The sequence below is a fragment of the Parvimonas sp. oral taxon 393 str. F0440 genome, assembly GCA_000223315.2.
Lineage (GTDB): Bacteria > Bacillota > Clostridia > Tissierellales > Peptoniphilaceae > Parvimonas.
Genome location: AFUS01000004.1, coordinates 186638 through 212782 on the forward strand (window position 1 = coordinate 186638; position 26145 = coordinate 212782).

Here is a 26145-nt window from a genome sequence, read left to right on the forward strand (position 1 = left end):
GAGGATATATGAATAATATTAAAAACAGGTTAAAGGGTGCTCTATATGGTTTTGCAATTGGTGATGCAATGGGAGCGACTACTGAATTTATGAGTGATACTGAAATAAAAAGTGAGTACGGAAAGCTAACTGATATAGTAGGTGGAGGTTGGCTCGACTTAATGGCTGGAGAGGTTACAGATGATACACAGATGTCGATTTGTGTTATGGAAGTTCTTATGAAAAATGATTTTAAGAATTTTAAGAAAGATGTAGCTGATAGTTTTGTGGCTTGGTATGATACAAATCCTAAAGACATTGGAAATCAATGTAGGAAAGCAATAGGTTTTTATAAGGAGTCCGGAAATTATATTGCAGAGGATAATACTGCTTTGGGAAATGGAAGTCTTATGAGAGCCCTACCTTGCTCACTATTAAATTCAGAAAAATCTGTTGAACTTAATTTTATTCAAGGGGATATTACTCATAATAATGATATTTGTAGAAATATTTTAAAGGAATATACAGAAATTATAAAAGCTCATATTTTAGGGAAGAGAATAAGTCTAAAAAAGAGAGTTCTTTTAGAGCCCAGTGGATATGTTGTCAATACTTTCAATAATGCTATTTATTGGAGTGAAAAGAAATATTTTGAAGATTGTATCATTGGTGCTGTAAATCACGGCGGAGATGCAGATACAATTGCAGGGATTGCAGGAAGTATTGCAGGATCAAAATTTGGATATGAAAGTATTCCTAAAAGATGGATTGAAAAATTGGATAAAGAAGTAGTGAAGAAATTGGAAGAATTTTTAGAATTTGTTTCTAAAACTTATGGAGGGAGTATTTAGATGTCAGAGGAAATGAGTAAATACAGTGTGTCAACTATTGCTGAGATGACAGGAGGAATTATCTTAGCACATTATGACAAAAATAATAGGGTTGGCGGAGGCTCATATCAAAGTGAAGCTGAACTTGAAAGAGAGTTGATAGCTAATTTAGTTTCTCAAGGATATGAAAGAGTAAAATTTACAACAAGTGAAGAACTGTATGGTAATTTAAAAGTTCAAATTGAAAGATTAAATAATGTATCTTTTTCAAAATCTGAATGGGAAAGATTTTTAACTGAGTATTTAGATTGCCCAAAGGATGGAATGATTGAAAAGACAAGAAAAATACAAGAGGACTATATTTACGATTTTACTTTTGATGATGGACATTTAAAAAATATAAAGATTATTGACAAAAATAATATTCACAATAATTTTTTACAAGTTGTAAATCAAGTTACTTCCGGAGAAAAAAATCAAAATCGTTATGATGTAACTATTTTAGTAAATGGCTTGCCTTTAGTTCATATAGAGTTAAAGAAAAGAGGAGTAAATTTACATGAGGCATTTAATCAAATTCACAGATATAGTAAAGAGAGTTTTAATTTAGATCATTCTCTTTATAAATTTGTGCAAATTTTTGTAATCTCCAACGGAACTTATACGAGATATTTTGCAAATACAACTGCAAAAAATAAAAATAATTATGAATTTACTTGTGAATGGGCAGATGCTAAAAATAAGGTTATTCGTGATTTAGAAGATTTTACTAAAACATTTTTTGAAAAAAGAGTTATTCTTGAAGTGCTTACAAAATATTGTGTTTTTGATGCGAGTAACACTTTGCTTATTATGAGACCTTATCAGATAGCAGCTACCGAAAGAATTTTATGGAAAATAAAGTCAAGCTATGAGAGTAAAAAAGCAGGAACTGCAGAAGCTGGTGGTTTTATTTGGCATACTACAGGTTCCGGTAAAACTCTAACTTCTTTTAAGACTGCAAGACTTGCGACTAATCTTGATTTTATTGATAAAGTATTTTTTGTAGTTGATAGAAAAGATTTGGACTATCAAACTATGAAAGAATATAAAAGATTTCAAGAAGATAGTGTAAATGGAAGCAAGGACACTAAGGAACTTAAAAAATCCATTGAAAAGGATGACAATAGAATTGTAGTTACTACAATTCAAAAGTTAAATGAATTTGTAAAGAAAAATCCTAATCATCCAATTTATGATAAACAATGTGTTCTTATCTTTGATGAATGTCATCGTTCACAGTTTGGAGATGCGCAAAAAAATATCAGAAAATCATTTAAAAAATATTATCAATTCGGATTTACTGGAACACCTATTTTTGCTGAAAATTCTCTTAAAGGAGATACAACTTCAGGAACATTTGGTGCTCAACTTCATTGTTATGTAATTACAGATGCGATTAGAGATGGAAAAGTTTTAAAATTTAAAGTAGATTATAATAATATTACTCCTAAATTCAAGGAAATTGAAATGGAAACGGATGAGGAAAAACTAAAGAAATTAGAGAAAAAAATGTTAATGCATCCTGACCGTATAACTGAAATTACTAAATATATTTTAAAAGTTTTTGATACTAAGACACATAGAAATGAGTTTTATGATTTAAAACATAGAAGATTAAATGGATTCAATGCGATGTTTGCTGTTCAGAGTGTAGAGGCTGCAAAATTGTATTATGAAGAATTTCAAAAACAACAAGAGTCTTTGCCGGAAGAAAAGAGATTAAAAGTTGCTACAATCTATAGTTTTTCTGCCAATGAAGAACCATCTGCAATCGGTGAAATAGAGGATGAAAATTTTGAACCGTCGGCTATGGATTCTACAGCTAAAGAGTTCTTGAATAAGGCAATAAATGACTATAATAAACTTTTTAAAACCAATTTTTCAACTGAAGGAAAGGAATTCCAAAATTATTATTCTGATTTATCTAACAGAGTTAAAATTAAGGAAGTTGATTTGCTTATTGTAGTTGGAATGTTTTTAACAGGTTTTGATGCACCTACATTAAATACTTTATTTGTAGATAAAAATTTAAGATATCATGGACTTATTCAAGCATTTTCAAGAACTAATCGTATCTTAAATAAAGTAAAAACTTTTGGAAATATAGTATGTTTTAGAAATTTGGAAAGAGCTACAGAAGATGCGATTAAAACTTTTGGAGATGAAAATAGTGTCAATGTAATTTTAGAAAAGAGTTATGATGAATACATCAACGGCTTTACAGATGAAGAAACAGGAAAGAAATTTAAAGGTTATAAGGATATATGTGAAGAAATAATTGCTAAATTTCCTGACCCAACTGAAATTGTACTTGAAGCTGATAAAAAAGAATTTGTACAGCTTTTTGGAGAGTTGTTAAAGGCTGAGAATATTCTTAGAAATTTTGATGAGTTTGAAAGTTTTGAAAAAATTATTTCTGAAAGACTAATGCAAGATATGAAAAGTGTATATGTCGATATCAGAGAGAGTATTTTGAACGAAAGAAGAAGCAAAGAAGCTGAAGAAGCACAAATTGACTTTTCAGATGTTGAATTTCAAATTGATTTGCTAAAGACTGACGAAATTAATCTAGATTATATTTTAGCTTTGATTCTTGAAAAGGCAAGAGAAAATGACGATATCGAAAGTTTAAAAGCAGAAGTTCGTAGAGTAATCAGATCAAGTCTTGGAACAAGAGCAAAAGAAGATTTAGTTATGGAATTCATTAGCAAAACAAGATTATCAGAGTTGAAAAATACTGACGATATTATTGAAACTTTTTATGATTTTGCAAAAAGGAAAAGGAAGTTAAAATTAATCAACTAATTGCTGAAGAAAATCTAAATGAAAAAGCCAACAGATTTATAGAAAATCCATATCTAAAGGATATGTTGAATATGCTGGAGATGAATTAGACGGTATAATTCCACCACTATCCAGAAGAGGTGGAGTAAGAGAAAAGAAAAAAGAAATAGTCTTAGAAAAAATAAGAAAAGTTGTCGAAGTTTTTGTTGGAATTTAATCCAAAACTTTATCTTACAGGAGGAGAAAATGTACAATAATAGTGCTAATAGTAAAAATTATTATGGTGTTCTGCAAGAATTAACTGAAAACTGTGTTAATTTTATTTTTAATAGTATGCATTTTGATTCAAAGAGAAATAATTTAAAGGACATTAAAGCTGTAGATTTAATAGTAAATGGTAAGAAAGTTGATGTTCAATTTAGTCAAAATTTTGGCAATTATGGAGATATAAGGATTGATGTAATTTCTGCTGGACATTATGGTGATAATTGGGAGTTAAATCAAAATGATTTTTTATCTAGGCTTGAGTTTATCCATAAAATTAGAATTTCTAAAGTAGGGAAGTATTTTTTGATGGATATGCAGATTATGTTGTTTATCTAATTTACAATGGTAAAATAATATGCACAAGTGAAGGAAAATTACCAAAACCAGACGGTTTGCTTCTGTTGAGTGTAAATGAAGTAGTAGATTATATAAACCACAATATAGATAGATTTGTAGGGAAAGTTAAGATTAATGATAAAAAAATAATGGAATAAGTGAATCACATTTATCTGCATTTTTGCCACTAAGTCTAGAAGAAATAAGGTCTAATTTTAATGATTTTTCTTATAATGAGTTTGAGAATAGTTGGATTCGTTGCATTGACGGCAGGAATCTTAATGAGCTTTTATAATAATAATTATATAAAGGAGTTCAGTATGAACTCTTTTTTTAGTGAAATAACAATTGACTATACGATGCAAAGTTATTATATTTCGGTAAAAATTTTTAATTTTTCTCTGTATGATTTTTTATTTACTTTGTAAAAAATTATTGAAATGAGATATAAAAGATGATATAATTCATTGAGGGAAAAAAATTTATTCCCTCAAATTGTTTTAGAGAGTGTGATTTATATGAAGGATATAAGGTATAGAATTTTAGATTTATTCTCGGGAGCGGGGGGACTTTCTTGTGGTTTAAATCAAGTTCAAGGTTTTGCTACTGTGGTAGCAAATGATATTAACAAGTTTGCATTGGATACTTTTAAGCATAATAATATTAATGCTGAATGTATTTTAGGAGATATAACTAGTGAAAAAGTAAAGAGCAAAATTGAGAAAAAATGTATTGAACTTAAAGTTAATATGATAGTTGGGGAACCGCCTTGTAAAAGTTTTGCTAGTACCGGGAAAGGCTTGGCACTTTCCGATAATAAAAATGCTTTGCTTTTAGATTTTATTTATATGGTGAGAAGATTGAATCCGGAGATATTTCTAATAGAGAATGTAAAGAATATAATTTCTGCTACAAATGGCTTTTTTATTGATGAAATAGTGAAAACTTTTCAACTAATGGGATACAATGTAGAATATTGCATTTTAGATGCTTCTGATTTTGGTGTCCCACAAAATAGGGAAAGAGCGGTAATTATAGGTTGTAAAGATTTTTCTTTTGATTTTGAAAATCTTATTAGAGAAGAATATAAAAAAATATCTGTAAGGGAAGCTATTTCTGATTTAGCTTTTCTTGAATCCGGTGAAGGTAATAATTTAGCTGTTTATAAAAATTTTGCAGAATCAGATTATCAAAAAACATTAAGAAATCCGGAAGGTATTTTATATAATCATATTGCTACAAATCATTCTAAAAATTCTTTGAAAAAATTGTCTATGATTCCACCGGAAGGGGACAAAAGCAGTTTGCCCATAGAACTACATGGAAATCAAAAATTCAAGACAACATGGTCAAGATTAGAATGGGATAAGCCAAGTCCTGCTATTGATACAAGATTTGATACACCATCAAATGGAAAAAATTCACATCCTTATCTAAATAGGGCGATTACTCCAAGAGAAGCCGCAAGATTGCAAAGTTTTCCGGATTCTTATTATTTTTGTGGCAGTAAAACTGAAGTTTGTAAACAAATCGGGAATGCAGTACCTCCGTTTTTTGCGAAGGCTATTGGAAAATCAATAATACGACAAGTTAATTTTTTTGATAAAAAGATTGAAACGGATAGATATACAATTTTTAATGGGAATGCAGATTATGTTTATAATTATTTAGTTCAAAATAATATTAAGGTTGACCATATTATAACTGATCCTCCTTATTCCATTTCTAAGGAAAATAACTTTTCAACAATGAAGACTTCTAAGCGAAAAGGTATTGACTTTGGTATATGGGATAAGAATTTTGATTTAACAAGTTGGATTTCTAAATATTCTAAATTGGTAAAGGATAATGGTTCGATTATTATATTTTGTTCTTATAGATATATTAGTTTTATAATTGAAGCTTTAGAACAAAACGGTTTTGATGTTAAAGATTTTATAGAGTGGAAAAAATCAAATCCTATGCCAAGAAATATAAATCGAAGATATGTTCAAGATACAGAGTTTGCGATTTGGGCAGTAAAGAAAAAAGCAAAATGGATTTTTAACAAGCCAAAAGATGTTCCTTATTTAAGATCTAGCTTTATGACTTCGACAGTTAGTGGTACTGAAAGAACTCCACATCCTACTCAAAAGAGCTTAGAGTTAATGAGAAAATTGATTAGAATTCATACTAATGAAGATGATGTGATTTTGGATATGTTCTGTGGAAGCGGAACAACAGGAGTTGCTGCTTTGATGGAAAATAGAAAATTTATAGGAATTGAAATTTCTGAGGAATATTTCAATATTGCAAAAAATAGAATTGATTTAGTGTAGAATTTTAGTTTGCTGTTAATTTTTTATTAACCACTTGACATGTCCCCTGGGGACAGTGATATCCTTTAATTAAAGGAGGTAGAAATTATGTTAAGAAATGAAGTTCAAAAGAAAACCGGTTTAATTAGAAAAGCAATTGAATATTATGAGGAAAAAGGGCTTATCAATCCTAAAAAAGTAGTGAATGGTTATAGGGATTATAGTGATGAAGATTTAGATGTTTTAATAAAAATATCATTATTTAGAAAAATAGGTATGAGTATTTTAGAGATAGAAAGTTGCTTGTCTTCTGATGGAGATATATTGTATTCAGTTTTAAGAAGAATACAACATCAGTTAGATATTGATGAGAGAAAGAAAGAAGTTCTTGAACTTATCATAAAAGGAGAAAATCAAGAAGTTATTAACAGAAAATTAGAATTGATTGAGTCTGAAGAGTCTATTTATGAGAGGTTAGAAAGAATATTCCCCGGATATTTTGGACAAATGATTTTTTCAGCTTATCAACCTTTTTTAAATGAACCTTTAGAAAAAGATGAGGAAGAGTATTTTAAAAAATATGTTGAATATCTAGATAAACTTCCTAATTTTGAATTAACTAAAGATGAGCAGAGTTATATTGAGAAGATAAGTTCTGCATTTGATATTCAGAGCTTAAAAGAAGTCAATAAATCTAAAATTGAAGCAATTGAAAATGCAGAAGAGTGGCTTAAAAATAACAAAGATGCTATTTCACAATATGAATTTTATAAGAATAGTGAAGAATATAAAAATAGTATGATGAAACAGATTCAAGATAAGTTCAAAGAATATATGAAAGATAATAAGTATTATGAGATAGCAATTCCACTAATTAGAAAATTTAGTAAGAGTTATAATGACTATTACGAAAAGTTGTTAAAGGCAAATGAGCAATTTCTTAATCTTAAAGGGTAGTCCAAAAATATAAACTATATATACTTTAAAAATAAGTAAAAAAATATTTGAGAGAGTGAAAAATCACTCTCTTTTAAATTTTTTATAGATTAGAACTGTAACAAGTGATATAATAGAGTTAAATTAAAAAGATTATTGATAATACGGAAATTAAGGAGCAAAAAATGAATTTTGTTGATATTAATAAGGGTGGCAAAAAGGTAATATTACTTATTCATCCTATGTTATCTTCTGCTGAGGGAATGAAATTTTTAATTGCTGACAATATATTAGGGGATTATAGATATATAATTCCGGACTTATCAGCACATGGAAAGTCAAGAGAAGTATATAAGTCAGCGGAAATGGAAGCTAATAAAATAAAGAATTATTTAATTGAAAACGGAATAGATAAGATAAATTTAGCTTTTGGAGCCTCTTTAGGTGGAGTAGTATTGTTAAATTTATTAAATAGCAAGGATATAATTGTAGATAAATGTGTTTTTGAAGGAGCTAGTTTGTGGCAAAAAGCCTATTTTTTAGATTTTCTTTTTAAGAAAATTTTTTTGAGAAAACATAAGAAAGCTCTTAAAGATAAGAATTTTGCTGTAAAAAAAATGACTACTCTATATGGAGCGGAATTTGGTAAAATAATGGCAGAGTCTTTTATAAGGATGGATGATGAAAGTATTGTGAATATAATTCACGACTGTTCTTTTGTAAAAATTCCAGATTTATCTAAGGATGAGCAAGAAAAGCTGATTTTTTGTTATGGTTCTAAAGAGTTTGATTATAAAGAAGCGAAGAAGGTGATACCCAAAAAACTACCTTATGTTAAATTAAAAGTATGGGAAGGTTATGGGCATTGTGATAAAATTACAGAAGATAATTTAGAATATTGTAAATTTTTAGAAAGTCAAATATAAAAAAAAGTACTATTTTTTGGGGGAAAGTATGAATATAGAATTATCACGATTTCGTGTCAGAAAAGGGAAGTCGGAAGTAGTAGATAAGTGGATGAATTTTTTAAATGAAAATATGGAGGAAGTATTACTTACTTTGGACGGAGAGAAAATGTATGTAGAAACTATTTTTCGAGAAAAATGTGAAGATGAAGAGTATCTTTATTGGTATTCAATTCAGGGAGAAAATGGAAGAAGAGTGGAGGAGTCTGATTCATGGATAGATAAAAAGCATCTTGAGTATTGGGATGAATGTGTAGATAAAAATTATCATGTTGAAATGTCAATGCAAGTTTCCATGATTCCTCATCATATAGCTAATTTGATGGGGGATGTTTCAAATGTTAAATAAATTAAAATTTAATAAGATTAGATGGAATATTTTATTTGCAATATGTAAAATTGTGCCTATTTGTTTTTAAAAAGAGTAAAGTAAAGATGTATTTTTATTATGTTAATAATGTATTATATATAAATAGAATTAATATTTTAACGAATTGCAAGTATAAAATGTAATCGTTATAGATTTATGGTTTTTATGTATGCATTTGAGCTAGTTTTTTTGTTAAAAACCTTTACAAAATAATGTAATTGATATATAATTATTATAAATATATGATATTTTTTAGGAGGGAAAAAAGAGGAATGGTTAGATTACGTTTTGCACCAAGTCCAACAGGATATTTACATATAGGAGGACTTAGAACTGCGCTTTATAATTATTTATATGCTAAGCAAAAAGGAGGAAAATTTTTGCTTAGAATAGAAGATACAGATAGAACAAGATATGTTGAAGGGGCTATCGAAAATTTAATTCACGAACTTAAGTGGGCGGGAGTTGAGGCGGATGAAGGTGTTTGTCTTGATGAAAATGGCAATATTACAGAAAAGGGAGATTGTGGTCCATATATTCAATCCGACAGAGTTGAAAAGGGAATTTACAATAAATATGCAGAGGAACTTATTGAAAAAGGCTATGCTTATTATTGTTTCTGTAGCAAAGAAAGACTTGATGATGTAAAAAATCAACAAAAGGCTGACGGAAAAATTCCAAGATATGACGGACTTTGTAGAGGCGTTAGTATTGAAGACGCTAAAAAGAGAATTGCAAACGGCGAAAGTTATGTTATCAGATTGAAGTTACCTGAAAATAGAGATATTGTTTTTGAGGATGTTATCAAAGGCAAAATCACAATAAATACAAATGATATGGATGACCAAGTTTTGATTAAGGCTGACGGTTTTCCGACTTATCATTTCGCGGTAGTAGTTGATGATCATTTAATGGGAATTACTCATATTGTAAGAGGGGACGAATGGATTTCATCTACTCCTAAACATATTTATCTTTATGAGGCTCTAGGTTTTGAAAAACCTACTTTTGTTCATTTACCAACAGTTTTGAACAAGAGTGGTAAGAAATTATCCAAGAGAAATGACGATGCATCTGTTGAAGATTTCAGATTAAAAGGATATTTACCGGAAGCTCTTATAAATTATCTTGCTCTTGTAGGTTGGAGTCCTGAAAGTAATGAAGAAATTTTATCTTTAGATGAAATGGTTAAACAATTCTCTTTTGAAAGAGTTTCTAAATCAGGAGGAGTTTTTGATGTAGATAAATTGGATTGGGTTAATGCTCAATATATAAGAAAAATGGAAATTTCTGAACTTGCAAAACTTGTTAAACCTTATTTAGTTGAAGCAGGTTTTATCAAAGAAGATATTTGTGAAAATAGACTTGAGCTGATTACAAAAACTTTCCAAGAATCTATTTCAAGACTTCCTGAAATTGTTGAACAATCAAGATTTTTATTTGAAGATGTTGATGTTGAACCGGATGCTTTAGAAATGAGAAATGTTGAACATATAGAAATTTTAAAGGAAAAGATGGAAGAAGAATTATCTCAAATTGATGAAATGGATGAAGAAACTGCTAAAGGATTTATGAAAAAAATCCAAAAGGCTTCAGGTTATAAAGGAAAAGACTTATATATGCCTGTTAGAGCATTGCTTACAGGTCAAGTTCACGGCCCTGAACTTTCAAACATTTTAGAAATTTTAGGTAAAGGAGAAATTCTAAGAAGATTGAAATAGGAGGCGGAGGCTTATGAAAAATCTTGGAAATTGGGCAAAAAGAATCTTTGTATTTTCTTTAGTACTGCTAGGTTTGATAGTAATACCTTTCAACGATTCTTTTGCAGATACTTTTTACAAAAATGCAATTAATGTTAGAATTAACAAAGACGGAAGTGCTGACATTGAAAGTATTATGGACTTTCAACCAACAAAGGGAACTGAGTATTATATTCCTTTAAATAATCTTGGGAAAAGTGATATAGTTAATTTCAAAGTTTCCGAATTTGTTGATGGACAAGAAGTTCTTTATGAGAGTGTAGAGTCTTGGGACACTAAGTTAAGTAGAGAAGAAAAAGCTAAAAAGTCAGGAATTGTAAAAACTGAAAAAGGTTATGAACTCTGCTTTGGTTTTGGAGAATATCAGAGAAAAACTTTTATTTTAAGATATAGAGTAACTGATTTTATAAAACTTTTAAAAGACTCTGATATGATTTATTGGCAATTTGTAAATAAAGGACTAAGTGCTGCTCCAGGAGAAGTTAAACTTACTATTTTTAAAGAAGATGGTAAGTTTGATGATACTAATTCTAAGATTTGGGCTTTCGGAAACAAAGGTAAGATAGAATTCTTAGATGGAAAAATAGTTTTTGAAAGTTTGACAGGACTTACAAGTTCTAATTATGTAACAGTTTTAGTTAAACTAAATAAAGGAGATTTCACTGCAGGAGAAACTATAGATAAAGACTTTTCATACTATCAAGATTTGGCATTTAAAGGCTCCGATTATAAGAAAAAATCTGAAAATTCAAATGAAAAAAGTAGTAATAAGTTTTTCTACATTATAATAGGGATAGTTGTTGCTCTTATAGTTCTTTTTAAAGTATTTGGCAAGAAAAAGAACAGAGGATATGGAATGGGAGACTTAAAGGGAGAATATTATAGAGATATTCCGGAAAAAGAATGGTGGAAATTATCCTATTTGTTGGATAACGCCGGATTTGATGGTCAAGACTCAATTATTAGAGCATTTTTCTTGAAATGGATACAAGAAAAGATATTGATTCCTGTAACTGAAGAAAAGGGACTTATCTTTAAAAAAGATGTGTTGGCTCTAAAAATAAATAGAGGTTTTGCTAATAATTTCGAATCAAAAGTAGAGAGAAAATTATTCGCTATGTTTGAAGAAGCAGCCGGAGTTGACGGAATTTTACAACAAAATGAATTTTCAAAGTATTTAGAAGATACAGATCATCAAGAAGAATATGAATCACTGGAAGATGATTTGGAAGAATTATCTTTTGAGTATGCAAGACAAAATGACCTTTTTGAAAAGAGTGATAAAGGAAAATATAGTCAGTCTTATAATGAAAAGGGTACAGAATTTTCAGGGAAATTAGTAAAATATTATAACTATTTGAATGATTTTTCATTATTAAGTGAAAGAGAAATTTCAGAGATAAAAGTTTGGAAATATTTGTTAATTTATGCTACACTTTATGATGTTGCGGATGTTGTTGAAAAACAATTAAAACAACTTTCTCCTGAATTGTTGAGAAATGCCGGTGTTGATTTAGATACATTGCATGCAGCAGTTATTTATTCTGATGTATTCTCTACTGATTTTGCAGATGCATATGATAGTAGTGTTGAAAAAGCTTCAGACGGTGGTGGAGGCTTTACAAGTACCGGCGGTGGAGATGATTCATTCGGTGGAGGAGATGGTGGTGGAACTAGATAGTTCCGGCATAATAAAAAATTAAAAATTTGCAAAACTTGTAGAGCTATTTAGTAATACAAGTTTTGCAAATAATATAATAAGAAGGTTGGTATAGGGGGCTTATGAAAATTTTTAAGAATTTTTTTAAAAGATTTTTTATATTTTCTTTTATACTGCTCGGACTTTTTGTTATTCAGTCCAATAATTCTTTTGCAGATACTTTTTATAAAAATGAAATAAAAGTTAGAATTAACAAGGATGGAAGTGCAGATATTGAAAGTATTATGGATTTTCAAGCCTCAAAGGGAACTGAATACTATATTCCTATTGGGAATTTAGGAACTAGTAAAATTGAGAATTTTAGAGTTTCAGAGATTAAAGATGGAGAAGAAATTCCTTATGAAAGTTTGGAATATTGGAATACAAAGTTGAGCAGGGAACAAAAAGCGGGAAAATCAGGAGTTTTAAAAACTTCAAGCGGCTATGAACTCTGTTTTGGATTTGGAGAATATCAGAGAAAAACTTTTGTATTAAGATATAAAGTAACAAATTTTATAAAACTTTTAAATGACTCTGATATGATATTTTGGAAATTTGTAAATGACAATTTAAGTGCCGCACCAAAAGAAGTTAAAGTTACAATTTCAAAAGAAGAAGGAAAGTTTGACAATACAAATTCTAAAATTTGGGCTTTTGGTAATAAGGGAAAAATAGAATTTATAGATGGAAGTATAGTTTTTAATAGCTTAACCGGTCTTTCAAGTTCCAACTATGTAACAGTTTTAGTTCAGTTAAATAAAGGTGAATTTACTTCAGGTGAAATTATAAATAAAGACTTTTCATATTATCAAGATATGGCATTTAAAGGCTCAAGTTATATTAAAAAGAGTAGTAGTAATAAAAATAAACAAAAACTTTATGGAATTGCTGTAAAGGCTATAGTATTTTTGCTTATAGGGATATTCGGAACTGCTACTGCAGTCACTTCTAGTAAGAAACTTAAAGGTGGATATAAAAAGGGAGATTTCAAAGGAGAATATTATAGAGATATCCCTGAAAAAGAATGGTGGCAATTATCTCACATTTTAAAATGTGCAGGATTTGATGGAGCAGAGTCAATAATTAGAGCATATTTTCTAAAATGGATTCAAGGAAAAGTATTGATACCTATGACTGAGGAAAAGGGCTTTATTTTTAAAAAAGAAGTTTTATCTTTAAAAATCAATAATAAAATAGATTATGATTTTGAAACAACAGTAGAGAGAAAGTTATATACTATGGTTGTAAAAGCAGCTAGAGATGATGAAATTCTACAGGAAAATGAATTTACTGCTTATTTAAAAAAGGAAAATAATCAAAATTCTTTTAAATCTTTACAGGAGTCTATGAAACAAGATTCTCTAAGTTATGCTAGAAAATATGATTTGCTCGAGATGAATGAGAAAGGAAAGTGGACATATAAATATAATGAAAAAGGTAAGAAATTTACTGAACATCTTATAAAATATTATAATTATTTAAAAGATTTTTCATTATTAAGCGAAAGAGAAGTTTCAGAGATAAAAGTTTGGAAAGATTTATTGATTTATGCGACACTTTTTGATGTTGCTGATGAAGTTGAAAAACAACTAAAAAAATTATCTCCGGAATTTTTAGAAAAGTATGATGTAGATGTGAATTCATTGCATACAGCTATGCTTTACTCTCATGTATTCTCTAATAATTTCTTAGATGCTTATTCTAAAAGTGTTCAAAAATCTTCCGGCGGTGGCGGAGGATTCACAAGTATCGGAGGTGGCGGTGGCTCCTTCGGTGGCGGTTCCGGTGGAGGAACTCGATAATTGGGTATTAGTATAATATAATAAAATATATACATTTGGAAAGGAGAAAGATTATGACAGCATTATATGTAATTCTCGCATTGGTAGTCGTTTTAGGATTATGGCTAATGTCAAGCTATAATAGATTAATAAGACTTAGAGAAATGGTAAAGAATGCTATGGGACAAATAGCTGCAAATGTTGAATCAAGATGGGATGCTTTAAAATCTTTGATTGAAGCAACTAAGAAGTATTCAGCACATGAAGCTGAAACATTGGAAAAAGTAATACAAGCAAGAGGCGGAGTAAATAGTGCTAGTACTGTAAAAGATATTGAAGCAGATGATACTATGTTTACTCAAGCACTTTCTAGACTTGCAGTTGTTGTTGAAGCATATCCTGACTTGAAGGCAAATACATTGTATCTAAGTACAATGGATAAGATTGATTCTTATGAACAGGATGTAAAAAATTCTAGAATGATTTACAATGATACAGTTACTAGATTTAATAGAACTATGTTAGTATTCCCTGTAGTATTAATTTCTAGAATGTTAGGATTCACTGAATATGAATATTTTAAAAATACTGAAGAAAAAGTAGCTCCTCCAAGTTGGGAGTAAAAAGAACTTTACCCATCCACGATGCTTTGCATCGGGGGATTTCTGGGAACCTTGTTGTTTCACAATAAAAAGCACCCTTTTGGGTGCTTTTAAAACAAATATCAACTTTAGTAAATTAACTTACAAACTACAAAATGAGTTAAATTACTTAAAAATTAAAACATTACTAAAGATAATAAAAATCAAAATAGTAAAGCTCTTAAATTACACGTTTTTTATAAAAAAGTGTTAAAAAATGTTTGATAAAAATTTTTTAATATGGTAAAATAAGTTATAAATATTTATACGGAGGTACTTTATGAAAAAATTAAAAAAGATTGGTTTATCTTTAGCAATGTTATTTGTTATAGTATTAGCAACTGCTTGTTCTAGTAAAGAAGCTACTACTGTTACAAGAACTTTTGTTAGAGAAACAAATGGAGTTAAGACAACTGTAGTTTATCATTATATCGAAAAAGAAGACAAAGTTGTTAAACAAACTAGTAAAACTGAAGGTGCATTTTCATCATTTCAAGGTCAAGATATTGAAAAGATTAAACAACAATTACAAACTTTTTCTAAACAATATCAAGGAATTAAAGGATTAAAAGAAACCCTTGAAATTACAGATGATAAATTTGTTGAAGAAGTTGAAGTAGATTATACAGATTTTGACTATGAAAAAGCAAAAAATCTTCCGGGAATGTCTTTCTCAGGAGATCCTACAAAAACTAAGGTTAGTATGGAAAAAAGTGCTGAAATGGTAATCTCACAAGGATTTAAAGAACAAAAATAATATTTATTGTTATGATTATAAGGAGGTAGGCTATGAAAAATTTTAAAAGAATATTTACAAGTTTTATCTTAGTTTTTTCAATTGTATTATTGGTAGCTTGTAGTGGTGGAGAAAAAAGTAAATCTTTCTACAAGTCAGAAAATGGAAGTGAAATGACAGTAAAAGTAAAATACAAAGATGATACTGTAAATTCAATGAATATTGATGCTAAAATGTCTTATAAATCATTAGAAATAGAAAATAAAGAACAAGCAAAATTAATGTTTTCTATGTTAACTGGTGTAATAGGAAGTGTTGAAGGCGTTAAGTTTGACGTTGATTATGGTGATAGTGATGCTACTATAAAAGTTAGTATTGACTTAAATAAAATAGATCCTGAAAAACTAAAGGCATTAGCGGGTTCTTTTGGTGGAAAAGTTTCTGAAAAATCTTCAGGAAATCTTGAAGAAGGCTTGAAGAAGATTAAAAGTTTTAAAGAAGTGGAAAAATCTCTTTTAGAAGCCGGATTTAAAGAAAAATAATATTATTTTAAAAATAGCAAAGGTCAATGATAAATCATTGACCTTTGTAATTGTTTAAACGGTATAATCTATGCTGTTTAAATAATTTTTTTATAGCATAATTAGATTTTAGATAATTTGAATAAAACTTTTTAATATGATAAAATTACTTATATATATTTATTAACGGAGGAAGATTATGAAAAAATAAAAAATATTTTATTGTCAATTGCTATGCTTTTTGTTGTAGTATTAGCTACAGCATGTTCAGGTAAAGAGGAAACTACTACAAAAACTTTTGTACTTGATAAAAATGGTATAAAAACTACAATTACCTATACTTATATTGAAAAGGATGATAAAGTTTTAAAACAAAATACTCAAAATGTTGGTGTTTACGCTCAATTACCAAAAGCAAATAGTAAAGAAGCTGCACAAAAGTTATTAGATCCGGTTGCTAAAAATTATCAAGGAATTAAAGGTATAAAACAATCTATTGACTATCAAGATGATAAATTCATTGAAGATTTAGAAATCGACTATACAGATATTGATTTTGAAAAAGCAAAGAAAATTCTTGGACCAAATTTCCAAGATCCTGCTAAAGTAAAAGTTAGTATGAAAAAGACTGAAGAAGGATTAATTAAATTAGGTTATACAGAACAAAAAAATAATTATAAAAAAGCAGTTTTATACTACTTCAGTGCACAGACAACGAAAAAGTTTTGTCTGTGCTTTTTTTATTTCAAAAAAGGATATGAGGTATGTAATAAATAGTAAAAAATAAGTTTGTTTCGCAATAAGAACCCAACATTCCATAATTCTTCGTAACGTGTGGGTACCCGGAAACTTGTTGTTCTATAATAAAAAATTTTTTTAAAAAAAGATAATAATAATTGATATTATTTTAAAAATGTGGTAATATATATGGGTAAGAGATAATAAACTCTTTATAAAAGATTTTAGGAGGGAAATATGAGAAAAAAATTATTTTATTACTTGCATTGGTACTTTCTGTAGGGGTTTTAGGAGCTTGTACCAAAAAAGATGATAATAAAAATAAAGATGGGGAAAAGAGAACTGAGCAAAACACTACAAAGAAAAAAGTTATTGCTACAAGTACAATGCTTACAGATTTGGTAAAGCAAATAGGTGGAGACAATTTTGAAGTAGAAGGAATGATGAAAGCGGGAGTTGACCCTCATTTATATAAGCCAACAGCGGGAGATGTTGAGAAACTTGAAAAAGCTGATGTCGTAGTTGTAAACGGATTACATTTGGAAGGACAAATGGGAGAAATTTTACAAGGTCTAGAAAAACAAAATAAAAATGTTATAACTGCATCAAAAAATATTCCATCAGATAGTTTACTTCCTTGGGATGAAGAAGGAGCAGGTCCAAACGATCCGCATATCTGGTTTAGTGTTAAGAATTGGAAAATTGCTGCTAAAAATGTTGCAGAGGGTTTAAAGAAAGCAGACAGCTCAAAAGCTGAAGAAATTGATAAAAATCTTGCTAAATATGAAAAAGAACTTGATGAACTTTCAGAATATATAAAGAAAAAAGTATCAGAATTACCTGAAAATCAAAGAGTTTTGGTTACTGCACATGATGCTTTTAACTATTTTGCAAAAGAATTTGGCTTTAGAGTAGAAGCTATTCAAGGAATTAGTACGGAATCAGAAGCAAGTGCTGCTGATATAAAGAAACTTTCAGACTTTTTAGTTGAAACTAAAATTAAAGCAGTTTTCGTTGAATCTTCAGTTCCTAAGAAAACTATTGAATCTTTAGTTGAATCTTGTAAAGCTAAAGGACATAATGTAAAAATAGGTGGAGAGTTATATTCTGACTCATTGGGAGATGATAATACAAAAGAAAATACTTATATCTCAATGTTTAAATACAATATTGATACAATAGTTGACGCTTTAAAATAATACTTGAAAAAAATCTCCTAAATATATATACTTATATTATGGAGATTTTTATTTTATGGAGGAATAAAATGGATGAGATAGCTGTAAAAGTTGAAGATTTAACTATTGCCTATTATTTGAAACCTGTAGTTTGGGATGCTGACTTGGATTTTAAAAAAGGAAAACTTACTGCAATTATGGGACCGAATGGTGCGGGTAAATCCACTTTGCTAAAGGCAATGTTAAATTTAATTCCAACTTCATCCGGAAAAATTTCATTTTTCGAAAAGCCATATAAGGAATTTAGAAAAGATATTTCTTATGTTCCACAGAGCGAATCTGTAGATTGGGATTTTCCGACAGATGTTTTGGATGTTGTTATGATGGGAACTTATGGAAAGCTTGGTTGGATAAAGAGAGCAGGTAAAAAGGAAAAGGAATTATCTTTGGAGGCTTTAAAAAAACTTGGAATGGAAGATTTTGTTGACAGACAGATAAGCGACCTTTCCGGGGGACAACAGCAGAGAGTTTTCTTGGCGAGAGCATTAGTTCAAGATAGCGAAATATATTTTTTAGATGAGCCTCTAAAAGGGGTTGATGCTAAAACTGAAAAAGAAATTATGAAAATTTTAAAGGATCTAAGGGATAACGGAAAGACAATCATAGTTGTTCATCACGATTTAAGAACTGTTGAGGAATATTTTGATGATGTGGTACTTTTAAATAAATTGGTTATCGCTTCAGGTTCGGTTAAGGATGTTTTTACTGAAGAAAATATTAATAAGACTTATAGGGTGTAGATTATGAATGGAATTTTAGATTTACTTACCGACTATACTTTTATGATGATAGCTTTGGGCTCAGGACTTTTAGGATTTTTAAGCGGAATTATGGGAGTATATGTTACGGTAAAAAAGCAGGGGCTTATTTGTGATGCAATCAGTCACTCAACTCTTCCCGGCGTTTGTATTGCCTTTATGGTGCTTGGAATTAAAAATTTAGAATTTTTACTTCTTGGAGCTTTTATTGCAGGAGTTATAGCTGCACTTCTTATTTTTGGAATTGATTTGAAATCAAAAGTAAAATTTGACAGTGCATTGGCAATAGTTCTATCAACATTTTTCGGACTTGGTATTGTTCTGCTTGCACTTATTCAAAGAAAGGCAAATACAAATCAAGCGGGTCTTGATAAATTCATATTCGGACAAGCTGCCGCTTTTTTGAAAAAAGATATATATTTTTTAATCGGAATAATTATCTTGGTGTTATTTGTAATTTTATTGTTTTGGAAAGAGTTAAAACTTTTTTCCTTCGATCCTGAATTTGCTCAAACAAAGGGATTTTCTATAAATTTAATGACAGGAATATTAATAGTTTTGCTTGTAATTTCAATAGTTATGGGAATTCAATCAGTTGGAGTAATTCTTATGAGTACAATGCTTATTGCACCGCCTGTAGCTGCAAGACAGTGGACTGACAAATTTAATATTATGATGATTTTATCAGGGATTTTTGGAGCTTTCTCCGGAATTACCGGCTCATTTATAAGTATGTACTATAAAGGGTTGTCAACAGGACCGGTTATAGCGATAGTTGCAAGTTTAATTGTATTTTTTAGTATATTATTTTCGCCTAAAAAAGGAATTTTATTCAGTAAAAAGAGAACTATGCAAGGAGGGACTAAATGAGACAATTAGAAATTTTAATAGCTGTAAGTTTAGTTTCAGCTGCTTGTTCACTATTGGGACCATTTTTAATTCTTAGAAAAATGTCTATGATGATAGATTCTATAACTCATACAATTTTACTTGGAATCGTAATTGCTTTTTTCATTACAAAAGATTTGACAAGTCCTTTGCTGATTGTCGGTGCCGGACTGGTTGGAATACTTACTGTATTTTTGACAGAACTTATTAATCAGAAGACGACTTTACATGAAGATTCTTCTATCGGACTTGTATTTCCGTTTTTATTCAGTATTGCTATAATATTGATTTCAAAATTTTTAAGAGGAGTGCATCTCTGTATTGACTCCGTTTTAGTTGGAGAAGTTGCATTTTCAATAATTCCGAGAATCGAGTTTTTCGGTTATGAAATGTCAAAGGTTATTTTTGTAATGGCAGTAATATTTTTAATTGATTTGATTTTTATTTGGGTGTTCTTTAAAGAATTGAAGATTTCTACATTTGATAAAAATTTAAGTTTGATTTCCGGATTTGCACCGGCTGTTATTTATTACGCTTTGATGAGTTTAGTTTCTATAACAACTGTAGGAGCATTTAATGCGGTGGGTTCAATACTTGTAATTTCATATATGGTTGTTCCGTCTGCAACGGCATATCTATTAACACATGATTTGAAGAAAATGATATTTATAAGTGTTTTCACGGGAGTTTTAAGTAGTGTAATAGGATTTTATATGGCATATATTTATGACCTTTCTATTGCCGGAACAATAGCCATAGTTAACGGATTGATATTTTTATTAGTATTTATATTTGAACCGAGAAACGGAATTATCAAAAAAATATTAAATGAAAACAGAAAAAGGGCTGAATTTGCAGAGGTTACAATGATGCTTCATATTATAAATCATGAAAATACTGAAAGAGCTGACATCGAGTGTAATGTTGTAAAAATAAATGAGCATTTATGTTATGCAAAGAATAAATTTGAAAAAGTTTTAAAGAATATATTAAATAAAAAATTTGCTTATATTGAAAATGACATTATAAAAGTTACCGATATAGGCAGAGAAAAAACTTTGAATAAATTTAATGAGTGGATGAAGTAAGATAATATGATGAATAATTTTTTAGAATCGTTTTCTAATTCTAATCTAAATTATTTCAAAAATTTAATAAAAAATTAAAAGAGAGACAATTTTTCATAAAAAATCTCTCTTTTTTGTTTTTATTTATTTTTACTATGTTTTAAATAATAACTAATAAGTAGGGATAATTATTTTGTAGGGACTATTTTGTCCCTACAAAAATAATCGAAAATTTTAAAATTTTTATAAAATCAACTAAAAATATGTAGATTTTTTGTAGATTTTGAATATAATTAGTCGTGAGGTGTTTACTCAACAAAAGATAACATTTCTATTTAGGAGGGATTATGAAAAAGAAATTTTTGGCACTTATGTTGTCAGCATTAATGATTGGAGCTACTGCTTGTGGGGGAGATTCCGGAAAGAAAGATGATACAGGCAAAGATATGAAGGCAAATGAAGAAGTTACAGGAAAAATTAGAATTTATACTTCAATGTATGAAGATATTATTGCTAATATGAAACCTGCACTTAAGAAAAAATTCCCTAATTGTGAAATTGAATTTTTCCAAGGCGGAACAGGAACTTTACAAACAAAAATCGCAGGGGAAATTGAAGCAGGAAAACTTGCTTGTGATATTATAATGGTTGCAGAACCTTCTTATGCTTACGAATTAAAAGAAAAGAAGATTTTACATAAATTTGAAATTGAAAACAAAGATAAATTGGCATTCGAATATGATAAAGAAGGATATTGGTATCCTGTTAGAATTTCTAATATGGTTTTAGCTTATAATCCGGAAAAAACAAAGAAAGAAAATATAGCACAAAGTTTTAAAGAATTTGCTGAAAAAGAAAGTCTTACAGGAAAAATTTCTATGTCAGATCCTTTAAAATCAGGTACTGCTCTTGCAGCTATAAGTGGATTAAAGGATAAGTATAAAGATGAATATTTCACTAATTTGGCTAAGAGAAAAGTTGCTATTGAAGCAGGTAGTGTTGCTTTAACTAAACTTGAAACTGGCGAAATGGATGAACTTATGATTCTTGAAGAATCTGTTTTAAAGAAAAGACAAGATGACAACTCTTCATTGGAAGTTATATATCCAAAAGATGGAACAATTGTAGTTCCTTCACCAATTATGGTTGTAGATGAAAAATTAACAGAAAACAAAAATACAAAAGCTGCAGAAGCTATTTCAAAATGGTTCTTATCAGAAGAAGGACAAAAATATATAGTTAAGGGCTGGATGCACTCTGTATTAAAAGATTTCCCTGAAGTTCCTTATGATGCAATCAAAACTTCTGAAATTACATCAAATAGTATAAATGTTAAATGGGAACAATTAGTTAAAGATAGAGATTCTCTAAGAAAGATGTTTACAGATACAATTGGTAAAAAATAATAGATAATAACCATATAAAAAATGGAAATTTATTATTTTAGAATAAAAATATATAACAGAGGGAGGAAACTCCCTCTTGTTAATGAAAGGTTTATTTTATGCAAAAGACAGAAAGAAAATTTAGATTGGATATAAAGTGGATAATAATGCTATCTATTGTTGCACTTTTGCTTGTTTTTGAAGTTTTTCCACTTTTATATCTCTTTGTTAAATCCTTATTTCCAAGTGGAAGCTTTACTTTTGAGGCTTTTAAGAGAGTTTATAGTTATGATGCAAATTTTATAGCTATTAGAAATACTCTAGTTACTGCAATTGCTACAACATTTTTTGGAATGTTAATTGCTTTTCCACTTGCATTTTTAGTTGGAAGAACTAATTTATATGGTAAAAAAATATTTAGAACTATGTTCGTTGTTACATATATGGTTCCTCCTTATGTAGGGGCTATGGCTTGGCTTAGACTTTTAAATCCAAGAGTTGGAACTTTAAATATGTTAATTCAAAAATTATTTGGACTTAGTGAACCGATTTTCAATATTTACAGTGTATGGGGAATGATTTGGGTACTTACTTGTTTTTATTATCCTTATGCTTTTATCACAATTTCTCGTGCGATGGAAAAAATGGATCCTTCTCTTGAAGAAGCTGCAAGAATTTCAGGAGCAAGTCCTTTAAAGACATTATTTACAGTTACAATTCCAATGATGACACCAAGTTTAATAGCAGCAGCACTTTTAGTTTTTGTAACTGCTGCATCTTGTTATGGTATTCCGTCAATAGTTGGAGCACCGGGACAAATTCACACTGTTACAACAAGAATAATTGAGTTTGTTCATATTGGTAATGAAGAAGGAATAATTGATGCTACAACTCTTGCAGTATTCTTAATGATAATTGCTAATTTAGTTTTGTATGTTTCAACATTTGTGCTAGGAAAGAAACAATTTATAACAATGAGTGGAAAATCTACAAGACCTACAATAGTTGATTTAGGAAAATGGAGAACTCCACTTACAATATTAGTTACAATTTTTTCTTTTATAGTAGTAGTTGTTCCTTTTATAACTGTTGCTCTTACTTCTATAACTATCAATATGGGTAAGCCATTGTCTGCAAGAAATATCTCATTTAGATTTTGGCAACAAATGCTTACAAGGGATAGTATATTAAGCTCGACAATAAACAGTTTGGTTGCAGCTTCAGCAGCGGCATTTTTGGGAATAATAATTTCCTGTATGATGGCTTATTTGCTTGAGAGAACTAGAGTTAAGGGAAGAAGAATTCCTGACTTTTTAATAACAGTAGGTTCAGGAACACCAAGTATTGCCATAGCTCTTGCCCTTATAATGACAATGAGTGGAAAATTTGGAATAAATATTTACAATACAATATATATTATGATTATTGCATATATGATTAAGTATATGTTGATGGGAATGAGAACAGTAGTTTCAGGAATGAGTCAGGTGCATCCTTCTCTTGAAGAGGCATCACAAATCTCCGGAGCAGGCTGGCTTAGAATGATTAAGGATGTTACTGCACCGCTTATAATGCCTTCAATTGTTGCAGGTATATTTTTAATATTTATGCCTTGTTTCTATGAACTTACTATGAGTACACTTTTGTATTCATCTCATACAAAGACAATCGGTTTTGAACTTTACAATTATCAAACTTATCATAGTCAACAAATTGCAAGTGTACTTGCTACTGCAATTTTGATTTTTGTATTGGTAGTTAACTGGATTTTAAATAAACTTACAAAAGGTAAGTTTTCAATTTAGGAGGAAAAATGTCAACGATTACTATAAAAGAATTAAGTAAATCTTTTGGTAATGTAGAAGTTTTAAAACCTTTTACAGATACTTTTAAAGATGGTGAATTTATAACTCTATTAGGACCTTCAGGTTGTGGTAAAACAACAATGTTAAGACTTATAGCGGGATTTGAAAAACCTACAAGTGGAGAAATACTAATAGGAGATAAAGTTGTTTCAGGAGGAAAAACATTCCTTCCGCCTGAAAAAAGAGGAATAGGAATGGTATTTCAATCATATGCAGTTTGGCCTCATATGAATGTTTTTGACAATGTTGCCTATCCTTTGAAAATAGCCGGTATAAAGAAAGAAGAAATAAAAGAGAGAGTTGAAAAAGTTTTAGAAATAGTTCACTTATCTCAATATAAAGATAGAGCTCCATCAGAACTTTCAGGTGGACAACAACAAAGGGTTGCATTAGGACGTGCTTTGATTGCAAAACCTAAATTACTTTTACTTGATGAACCACTTTCAAACTTGGATGCTAAACTAAGAGAAGAAATGCGTTTTGAAATAAAAGAGATACAAAAAAGACTTGGAATTACAGTTGTATATGTAACACATGATCAAATAGAAGCTATGACAATGAGTGATAGAATTATTTTGATTAATAAAGGTGTTGTTCAACAAATAGGAACTCCTGAAGAAATTTACAGAAATCCTGTAAATCCTTTTGTTGCAAACTTTGTGGGTCGTGTTAATTTCATTAAGGGAGTTGCAAAAGACGGCTTTGTTGAACTTGCAAATACCGGAAAGAAATTACCTTATGACGGAGATAAGATAGGTAATGTTATAGTTGCAATAAGACCAGAAGCTCTTAGAATAGACGAAAGAGATGGAACTATTGATGCAAAACTTGTAAGTCAATTCTATCTTGGAGATGTAAATGACTGTAAAGTAGATTTAGGAAATGACAATGTAGTTAGAGTTATAGACCATGTTGAAACTTACGGAGTTTACGAAGAAAATGCAAATATCAAATTGAGAATTAAAAACTTTATGGTATTTGATGATGACGGAAAAGATTATACAAAGATAATAACTTAAGAACAGAAGCTATTGAATTTTTTCAATAGCTTTTTTATGTCTTATGGTCATATTGATTTTTATGATTTAATGCGATATAATAAAATAGAAGGGATGTGAATATATGGAAACTGTAAGATTATATACAAGACAAGATATTCGCTCTTTAAAAGAGATTGAAGAGAAAGGTTATTTTACAAATAAAATTTCTTATGTCAAAGAAAATTTCGGAGTGATTTCTGACTACATCTTAGGTTGTTATAATTATTTTGTAAAAGAGGCAAGTAAAAGAGTTCCAAAACCTGATGAAGTTGAAATGCCTGTTTGGTGTGGAGTAAGTAATAAGAATTGTATGCCCGTAATTGAAAATACAGTTGTATATGTTTTAGATGTTCCAAAAGATGAGATAATCTATTTTGATGGAGTTAAATGGGATTATGTACTCAATCATCATTATATCCCTTTGAATGAAGAAGATGATAAAAAGTATAAAAAAAGATTAAAAGAAAAAGGGATAGATAACGGATTTGAGTTTTTTGAGGGAAAGTATAAGAATGTTTTTCCAGAAGAAAGACAAATAGTTATAGACAGTTGGGCTAGAATATTCGATATTGATGAATGGGATATTTACAGAGTTCAAGCAAACATTTGGAAAATAAAAAAAGAATGGATTTTTGCCATTGTAAATAAAGGAGATATTATTCCTTAAATTTAACTGTGAATATAATAAATAATTATTTTAGAATTTTTGGAAAATGCTATAATGTACATATTTTAGGTTAGACTTTGAATAATTTCAAGGAGGATATTATGAAAAAATTTTTTAGAAAGTTTGTTTTGATTTTGCCGGTTTTTATTGCTTTTTCCGGTTGTTCTAAAAGTTCTAAAGTTAATGATGATAATACAAATAAGCAAGTAGTTAGAAAGGCAAGTAAAGAGGTTGAAAAATTTGTGGATATTATTATGCGTATGATTCACAAATTGTTTTAGATAATGGTGAATATTATGGTGTGCCTTGTATGTATTATAAGGCTAAACCTATAGACTTTGATAAATGTTCAAAAGAATCCGTTAAAAAACTTCGTGGTAATTTTACGGATGATGGAAATTTTTAGAACCCAAAATTTTTGAAGAAGATGGAAAAAAGTACTTAACTGCTAATTTTTCCCTGAAAAGAAATTTTGGATAAAAGATGAAAAAACCATTGTTGATGTTGAAACGAATACTGAATATAAAAAGGGTGACCCTAAATAAATATGTGAAT

At 29.3% G+C, this 26145-nt stretch carries 23 protein-coding genes; all 23 read left to right on the plus strand.

Annotation, left to right across the window (positions count from 1 at the left end; genetic code table 11):
- Positions 1–8 precede the first annotated feature (8 nt).
- Positions 9–830: an ADP-ribosylglycohydrolase family protein gene (locus HMPREF9127_RS01740; RefSeq protein ID WP_009447996.1), complete on the plus strand. Its 822-nt coding sequence runs from the start codon at positions 9–11 to the stop codon at positions 828–830.
- A complete protein-coding gene (locus HMPREF9127_RS01745) occupies positions 831–3656 on the plus strand; it encodes a type I restriction endonuclease subunit R (RefSeq protein ID WP_009448024.1) in 2826 nt (941 codons plus the stop codon).
- A 225-nt stretch (positions 3657–3881) separates the two neighbouring features.
- Positions 3882–4238 carry a hypothetical protein gene (locus HMPREF9127_RS01750; protein WP_009448232.1) on the plus strand — a complete coding sequence of 119 codons (357 nt, stop codon included), beginning with the start codon at positions 3882–3884 and terminating at the stop codon, positions 4236–4238.
- A gap of 518 nt (positions 4239–4756) precedes the next feature.
- On the plus strand, positions 4757–6556 hold the full coding sequence (locus HMPREF9127_RS07660) for a DNA cytosine methyltransferase (protein ID WP_009447933.1): 1800 nt from the start codon (positions 4757–4759) through the stop codon (positions 6554–6556).
- A gap of 87 nt (positions 6557–6643) precedes the next feature.
- A complete protein-coding gene (locus HMPREF9127_RS01765; protein WP_009448416.1) occupies positions 6644–7492 on the plus strand; it encodes a MerR family transcriptional regulator in 849 nt (282 codons plus the stop codon).
- Between the two features lie 164 nt (positions 7493–7656).
- Positions 7657–8397: an alpha/beta fold hydrolase gene (locus HMPREF9127_RS01770; RefSeq protein ID WP_009447824.1), complete on the plus strand. Its 741-nt coding sequence runs from the start codon at positions 7657–7659 to the stop codon at positions 8395–8397.
- 28 nt (positions 8398–8425) lie between these two features.
- Positions 8426–8785, plus strand: a complete 360-nt coding sequence (locus tag HMPREF9127_RS01775) for a DUF6176 family protein (RefSeq protein WP_009447778.1) — start codon at positions 8426–8428, stop codon at positions 8783–8785.
- Positions 8786–9078: 293 nt separating this feature from the next.
- Positions 9079–10527, plus strand: coding sequence for a glutamate--tRNA ligase (gltX, locus tag HMPREF9127_RS01780; protein ID WP_009447713.1), 1449 nt, complete (start codon positions 9079–9081; stop codon positions 10525–10527).
- Positions 10528–10540: 13 nt separating this feature from the next.
- A complete protein-coding gene (locus tag HMPREF9127_RS01785) occupies positions 10541–12247 on the plus strand; it encodes a DUF2207 family protein (RefSeq protein WP_009448222.1) in 1707 nt (568 codons plus the stop codon).
- 101 nt (positions 12248–12348) lie between these two features.
- Positions 12349–14067, plus strand: a complete 1719-nt coding sequence (locus tag HMPREF9127_RS01790; protein WP_009448097.1) for a DUF2207 family protein — start codon at positions 12349–12351, stop codon at positions 14065–14067.
- Positions 14068–14120: 53 nt separating this feature from the next.
- Complete coding sequence (locus HMPREF9127_RS01795; RefSeq protein WP_009448147.1) at positions 14121–14669, plus strand: LemA family protein; 549 nt, start codon at positions 14121–14123, stop codon at positions 14667–14669.
- Positions 14670–14967: 298 nt separating this feature from the next.
- Positions 14968–15444, plus strand: coding sequence for a YehR family lipoprotein (locus tag HMPREF9127_RS01800; RefSeq protein ID WP_009448202.1), 477 nt, complete (start codon positions 14968–14970; stop codon positions 15442–15444).
- A gap of 32 nt (positions 15445–15476) precedes the next feature.
- Positions 15477–15965 carry a YehR family lipoprotein gene (locus tag HMPREF9127_RS01805; RefSeq protein ID WP_009448349.1) on the plus strand — a complete coding sequence of 163 codons (489 nt, stop codon included), beginning with the start codon at positions 15477–15479 and terminating at the stop codon, positions 15963–15965.
- Between the two features lie 201 nt (positions 15966–16166).
- Positions 16167–16721 carry a YehR family lipoprotein gene (locus HMPREF9127_RS01810; protein ID WP_009447843.1) on the plus strand — a complete coding sequence of 185 codons (555 nt, stop codon included), beginning with the start codon at positions 16167–16169 and terminating at the stop codon, positions 16719–16721.
- A gap of 227 nt (positions 16722–16948) precedes the next feature.
- The gene (locus tag HMPREF9127_RS01815) at positions 16949–17881 is read left to right on the plus strand and encodes a metal ABC transporter solute-binding protein, Zn/Mn family (RefSeq protein ID WP_009448011.1); all 933 of its coding nucleotides are present in this window, start codon (positions 16949–16951) and stop codon (positions 17879–17881) included.
- Positions 17882–17949: 68 nt separating this feature from the next.
- Positions 17950–18660: a metal ABC transporter ATP-binding protein gene (locus HMPREF9127_RS01820; RefSeq protein WP_009447751.1), complete on the plus strand. Its 711-nt coding sequence runs from the start codon at positions 17950–17952 to the stop codon at positions 18658–18660.
- A 3-nt stretch (positions 18661–18663) separates the two neighbouring features.
- A complete protein-coding gene (locus HMPREF9127_RS01825) occupies positions 18664–19548 on the plus strand; it encodes a metal ABC transporter permease (protein ID WP_009448290.1) in 885 nt (294 codons plus the stop codon).
- Positions 19545–20654 carry a metal ABC transporter permease gene (locus tag HMPREF9127_RS01830; protein WP_009448219.1) on the plus strand — a complete coding sequence of 370 codons (1110 nt, stop codon included), beginning with the start codon at positions 19545–19547 and terminating at the stop codon, positions 20652–20654. The genes HMPREF9127_RS01825 and HMPREF9127_RS01830 overlap by 4 nt, the downstream gene beginning before the upstream one ends.
- 326 nt (positions 20655–20980) lie before the next feature.
- Complete coding sequence (locus HMPREF9127_RS01835; RefSeq protein WP_009448260.1) at positions 20981–22039, plus strand: ABC transporter substrate-binding protein; 1059 nt, start codon at positions 20981–20983, stop codon at positions 22037–22039.
- Between the two features lie 98 nt (positions 22040–22137).
- Positions 22138–23823, plus strand: a complete 1686-nt coding sequence (locus HMPREF9127_RS01840) for an ABC transporter permease (RefSeq protein ID WP_009448167.1) — start codon at positions 22138–22140, stop codon at positions 23821–23823.
- 8 nt (positions 23824–23831) lie between these two features.
- Complete coding sequence (locus HMPREF9127_RS01845) at positions 23832–24902, plus strand: ABC transporter ATP-binding protein (RefSeq protein ID WP_009448103.1); 1071 nt, start codon at positions 23832–23834, stop codon at positions 24900–24902.
- Between the two features lie 103 nt (positions 24903–25005).
- Positions 25006–25590: a DUF3841 domain-containing protein gene (locus HMPREF9127_RS01850; protein ID WP_009447908.1), complete on the plus strand. Its 585-nt coding sequence runs from the start codon at positions 25006–25008 to the stop codon at positions 25588–25590.
- Between the two features lie 101 nt (positions 25591–25691).
- The gene (locus tag HMPREF9127_RS08725) at positions 25692–25871 is read left to right on the plus strand and encodes a putative lipoprotein (protein ID WP_009447799.1); all 180 of its coding nucleotides are present in this window, start codon (positions 25692–25694) and stop codon (positions 25869–25871) included.
- Positions 25872–26145 lie beyond the last annotated feature (274 nt).

Bases quoted from the DNA above. Each gene is read 5' to 3' on its own strand.
- HMPREF9127_RS08725 (WP_009447799.1), top strand. From the start codon at position 25,692: ATGAAAAAATTTTTTAGAAAGTTTGTTTTGATTTTGCCGGTTTTTATT.
- HMPREF9127_RS01845 (WP_009448103.1), top strand. From the start codon at position 23,832: ATGTCAACGATTACTATAAAAGAATTAAGTAAATCTTTTGGTAATGTA.
- HMPREF9127_RS01770 (WP_009447824.1), top strand. From the start codon at position 7,657: ATGAATTTTGTTGATATTAATAAGGGTGGCAAAAAGGTAATATTACTT.
- HMPREF9127_RS01800 (WP_009448202.1), top strand. From the start codon at position 14,968: ATGAAAAAATTAAAAAAGATTGGTTTATCTTTAGCAATGTTATTTGTT.
- HMPREF9127_RS07660 (WP_009447933.1), top strand. From the start codon at position 4,757: ATGAAGGATATAAGGTATAGAATTTTAGATTTATTCTCGGGAGCGGGG.
- HMPREF9127_RS01785 (WP_009448222.1), top strand. From the start codon at position 10,541: ATGAAAAATCTTGGAAATTGGGCAAAAAGAATCTTTGTATTTTCTTTA.
- HMPREF9127_RS01835 (WP_009448260.1), top strand. From the start codon at position 20,981: ATGAAAAAGAAATTTTTGGCACTTATGTTGTCAGCATTAATGATTGGA.
- HMPREF9127_RS01775 (WP_009447778.1), top strand. From the start codon at position 8,426: ATGAATATAGAATTATCACGATTTCGTGTCAGAAAAGGGAAGTCGGAA.
- HMPREF9127_RS01745 (WP_009448024.1), top strand. From the start codon at position 831: ATGTCAGAGGAAATGAGTAAATACAGTGTGTCAACTATTGCTGAGATG.
- HMPREF9127_RS01830 (WP_009448219.1), top strand. From the start codon at position 19,545: ATGAGACAATTAGAAATTTTAATAGCTGTAAGTTTAGTTTCAGCTGCT.
- HMPREF9127_RS01850 (WP_009447908.1), top strand. From the start codon at position 25,006: ATGGAAACTGTAAGATTATATACAAGACAAGATATTCGCTCTTTAAAA.
- HMPREF9127_RS01795 (WP_009448147.1), top strand. From the start codon at position 14,121: ATGACAGCATTATATGTAATTCTCGCATTGGTAGTCGTTTTAGGATTA.
- HMPREF9127_RS01825 (WP_009448290.1), top strand. From the start codon at position 18,664: ATGAATGGAATTTTAGATTTACTTACCGACTATACTTTTATGATGATA.
- HMPREF9127_RS01790 (WP_009448097.1), top strand. From the start codon at position 12,349: ATGAAAATTTTTAAGAATTTTTTTAAAAGATTTTTTATATTTTCTTTT.
- HMPREF9127_RS01750 (WP_009448232.1), top strand. From the start codon at position 3,882: ATGTACAATAATAGTGCTAATAGTAAAAATTATTATGGTGTTCTGCAA.
- gltX (WP_009447713.1), top strand. From the start codon at position 9,079: ATGGTTAGATTACGTTTTGCACCAAGTCCAACAGGATATTTACATATA.
- HMPREF9127_RS01740 (WP_009447996.1), top strand. From the start codon at position 9: ATGAATAATATTAAAAACAGGTTAAAGGGTGCTCTATATGGTTTTGCA.
- HMPREF9127_RS01820 (WP_009447751.1), top strand. From the start codon at position 17,950: ATGGATGAGATAGCTGTAAAAGTTGAAGATTTAACTATTGCCTATTAT.
- HMPREF9127_RS01840 (WP_009448167.1), top strand. From the start codon at position 22,138: ATGCAAAAGACAGAAAGAAAATTTAGATTGGATATAAAGTGGATAATA.
- HMPREF9127_RS01765 (WP_009448416.1), top strand. From the start codon at position 6,644: ATGTTAAGAAATGAAGTTCAAAAGAAAACCGGTTTAATTAGAAAAGCA.
- HMPREF9127_RS01805 (WP_009448349.1), top strand. From the start codon at position 15,477: ATGAAAAATTTTAAAAGAATATTTACAAGTTTTATCTTAGTTTTTTCA.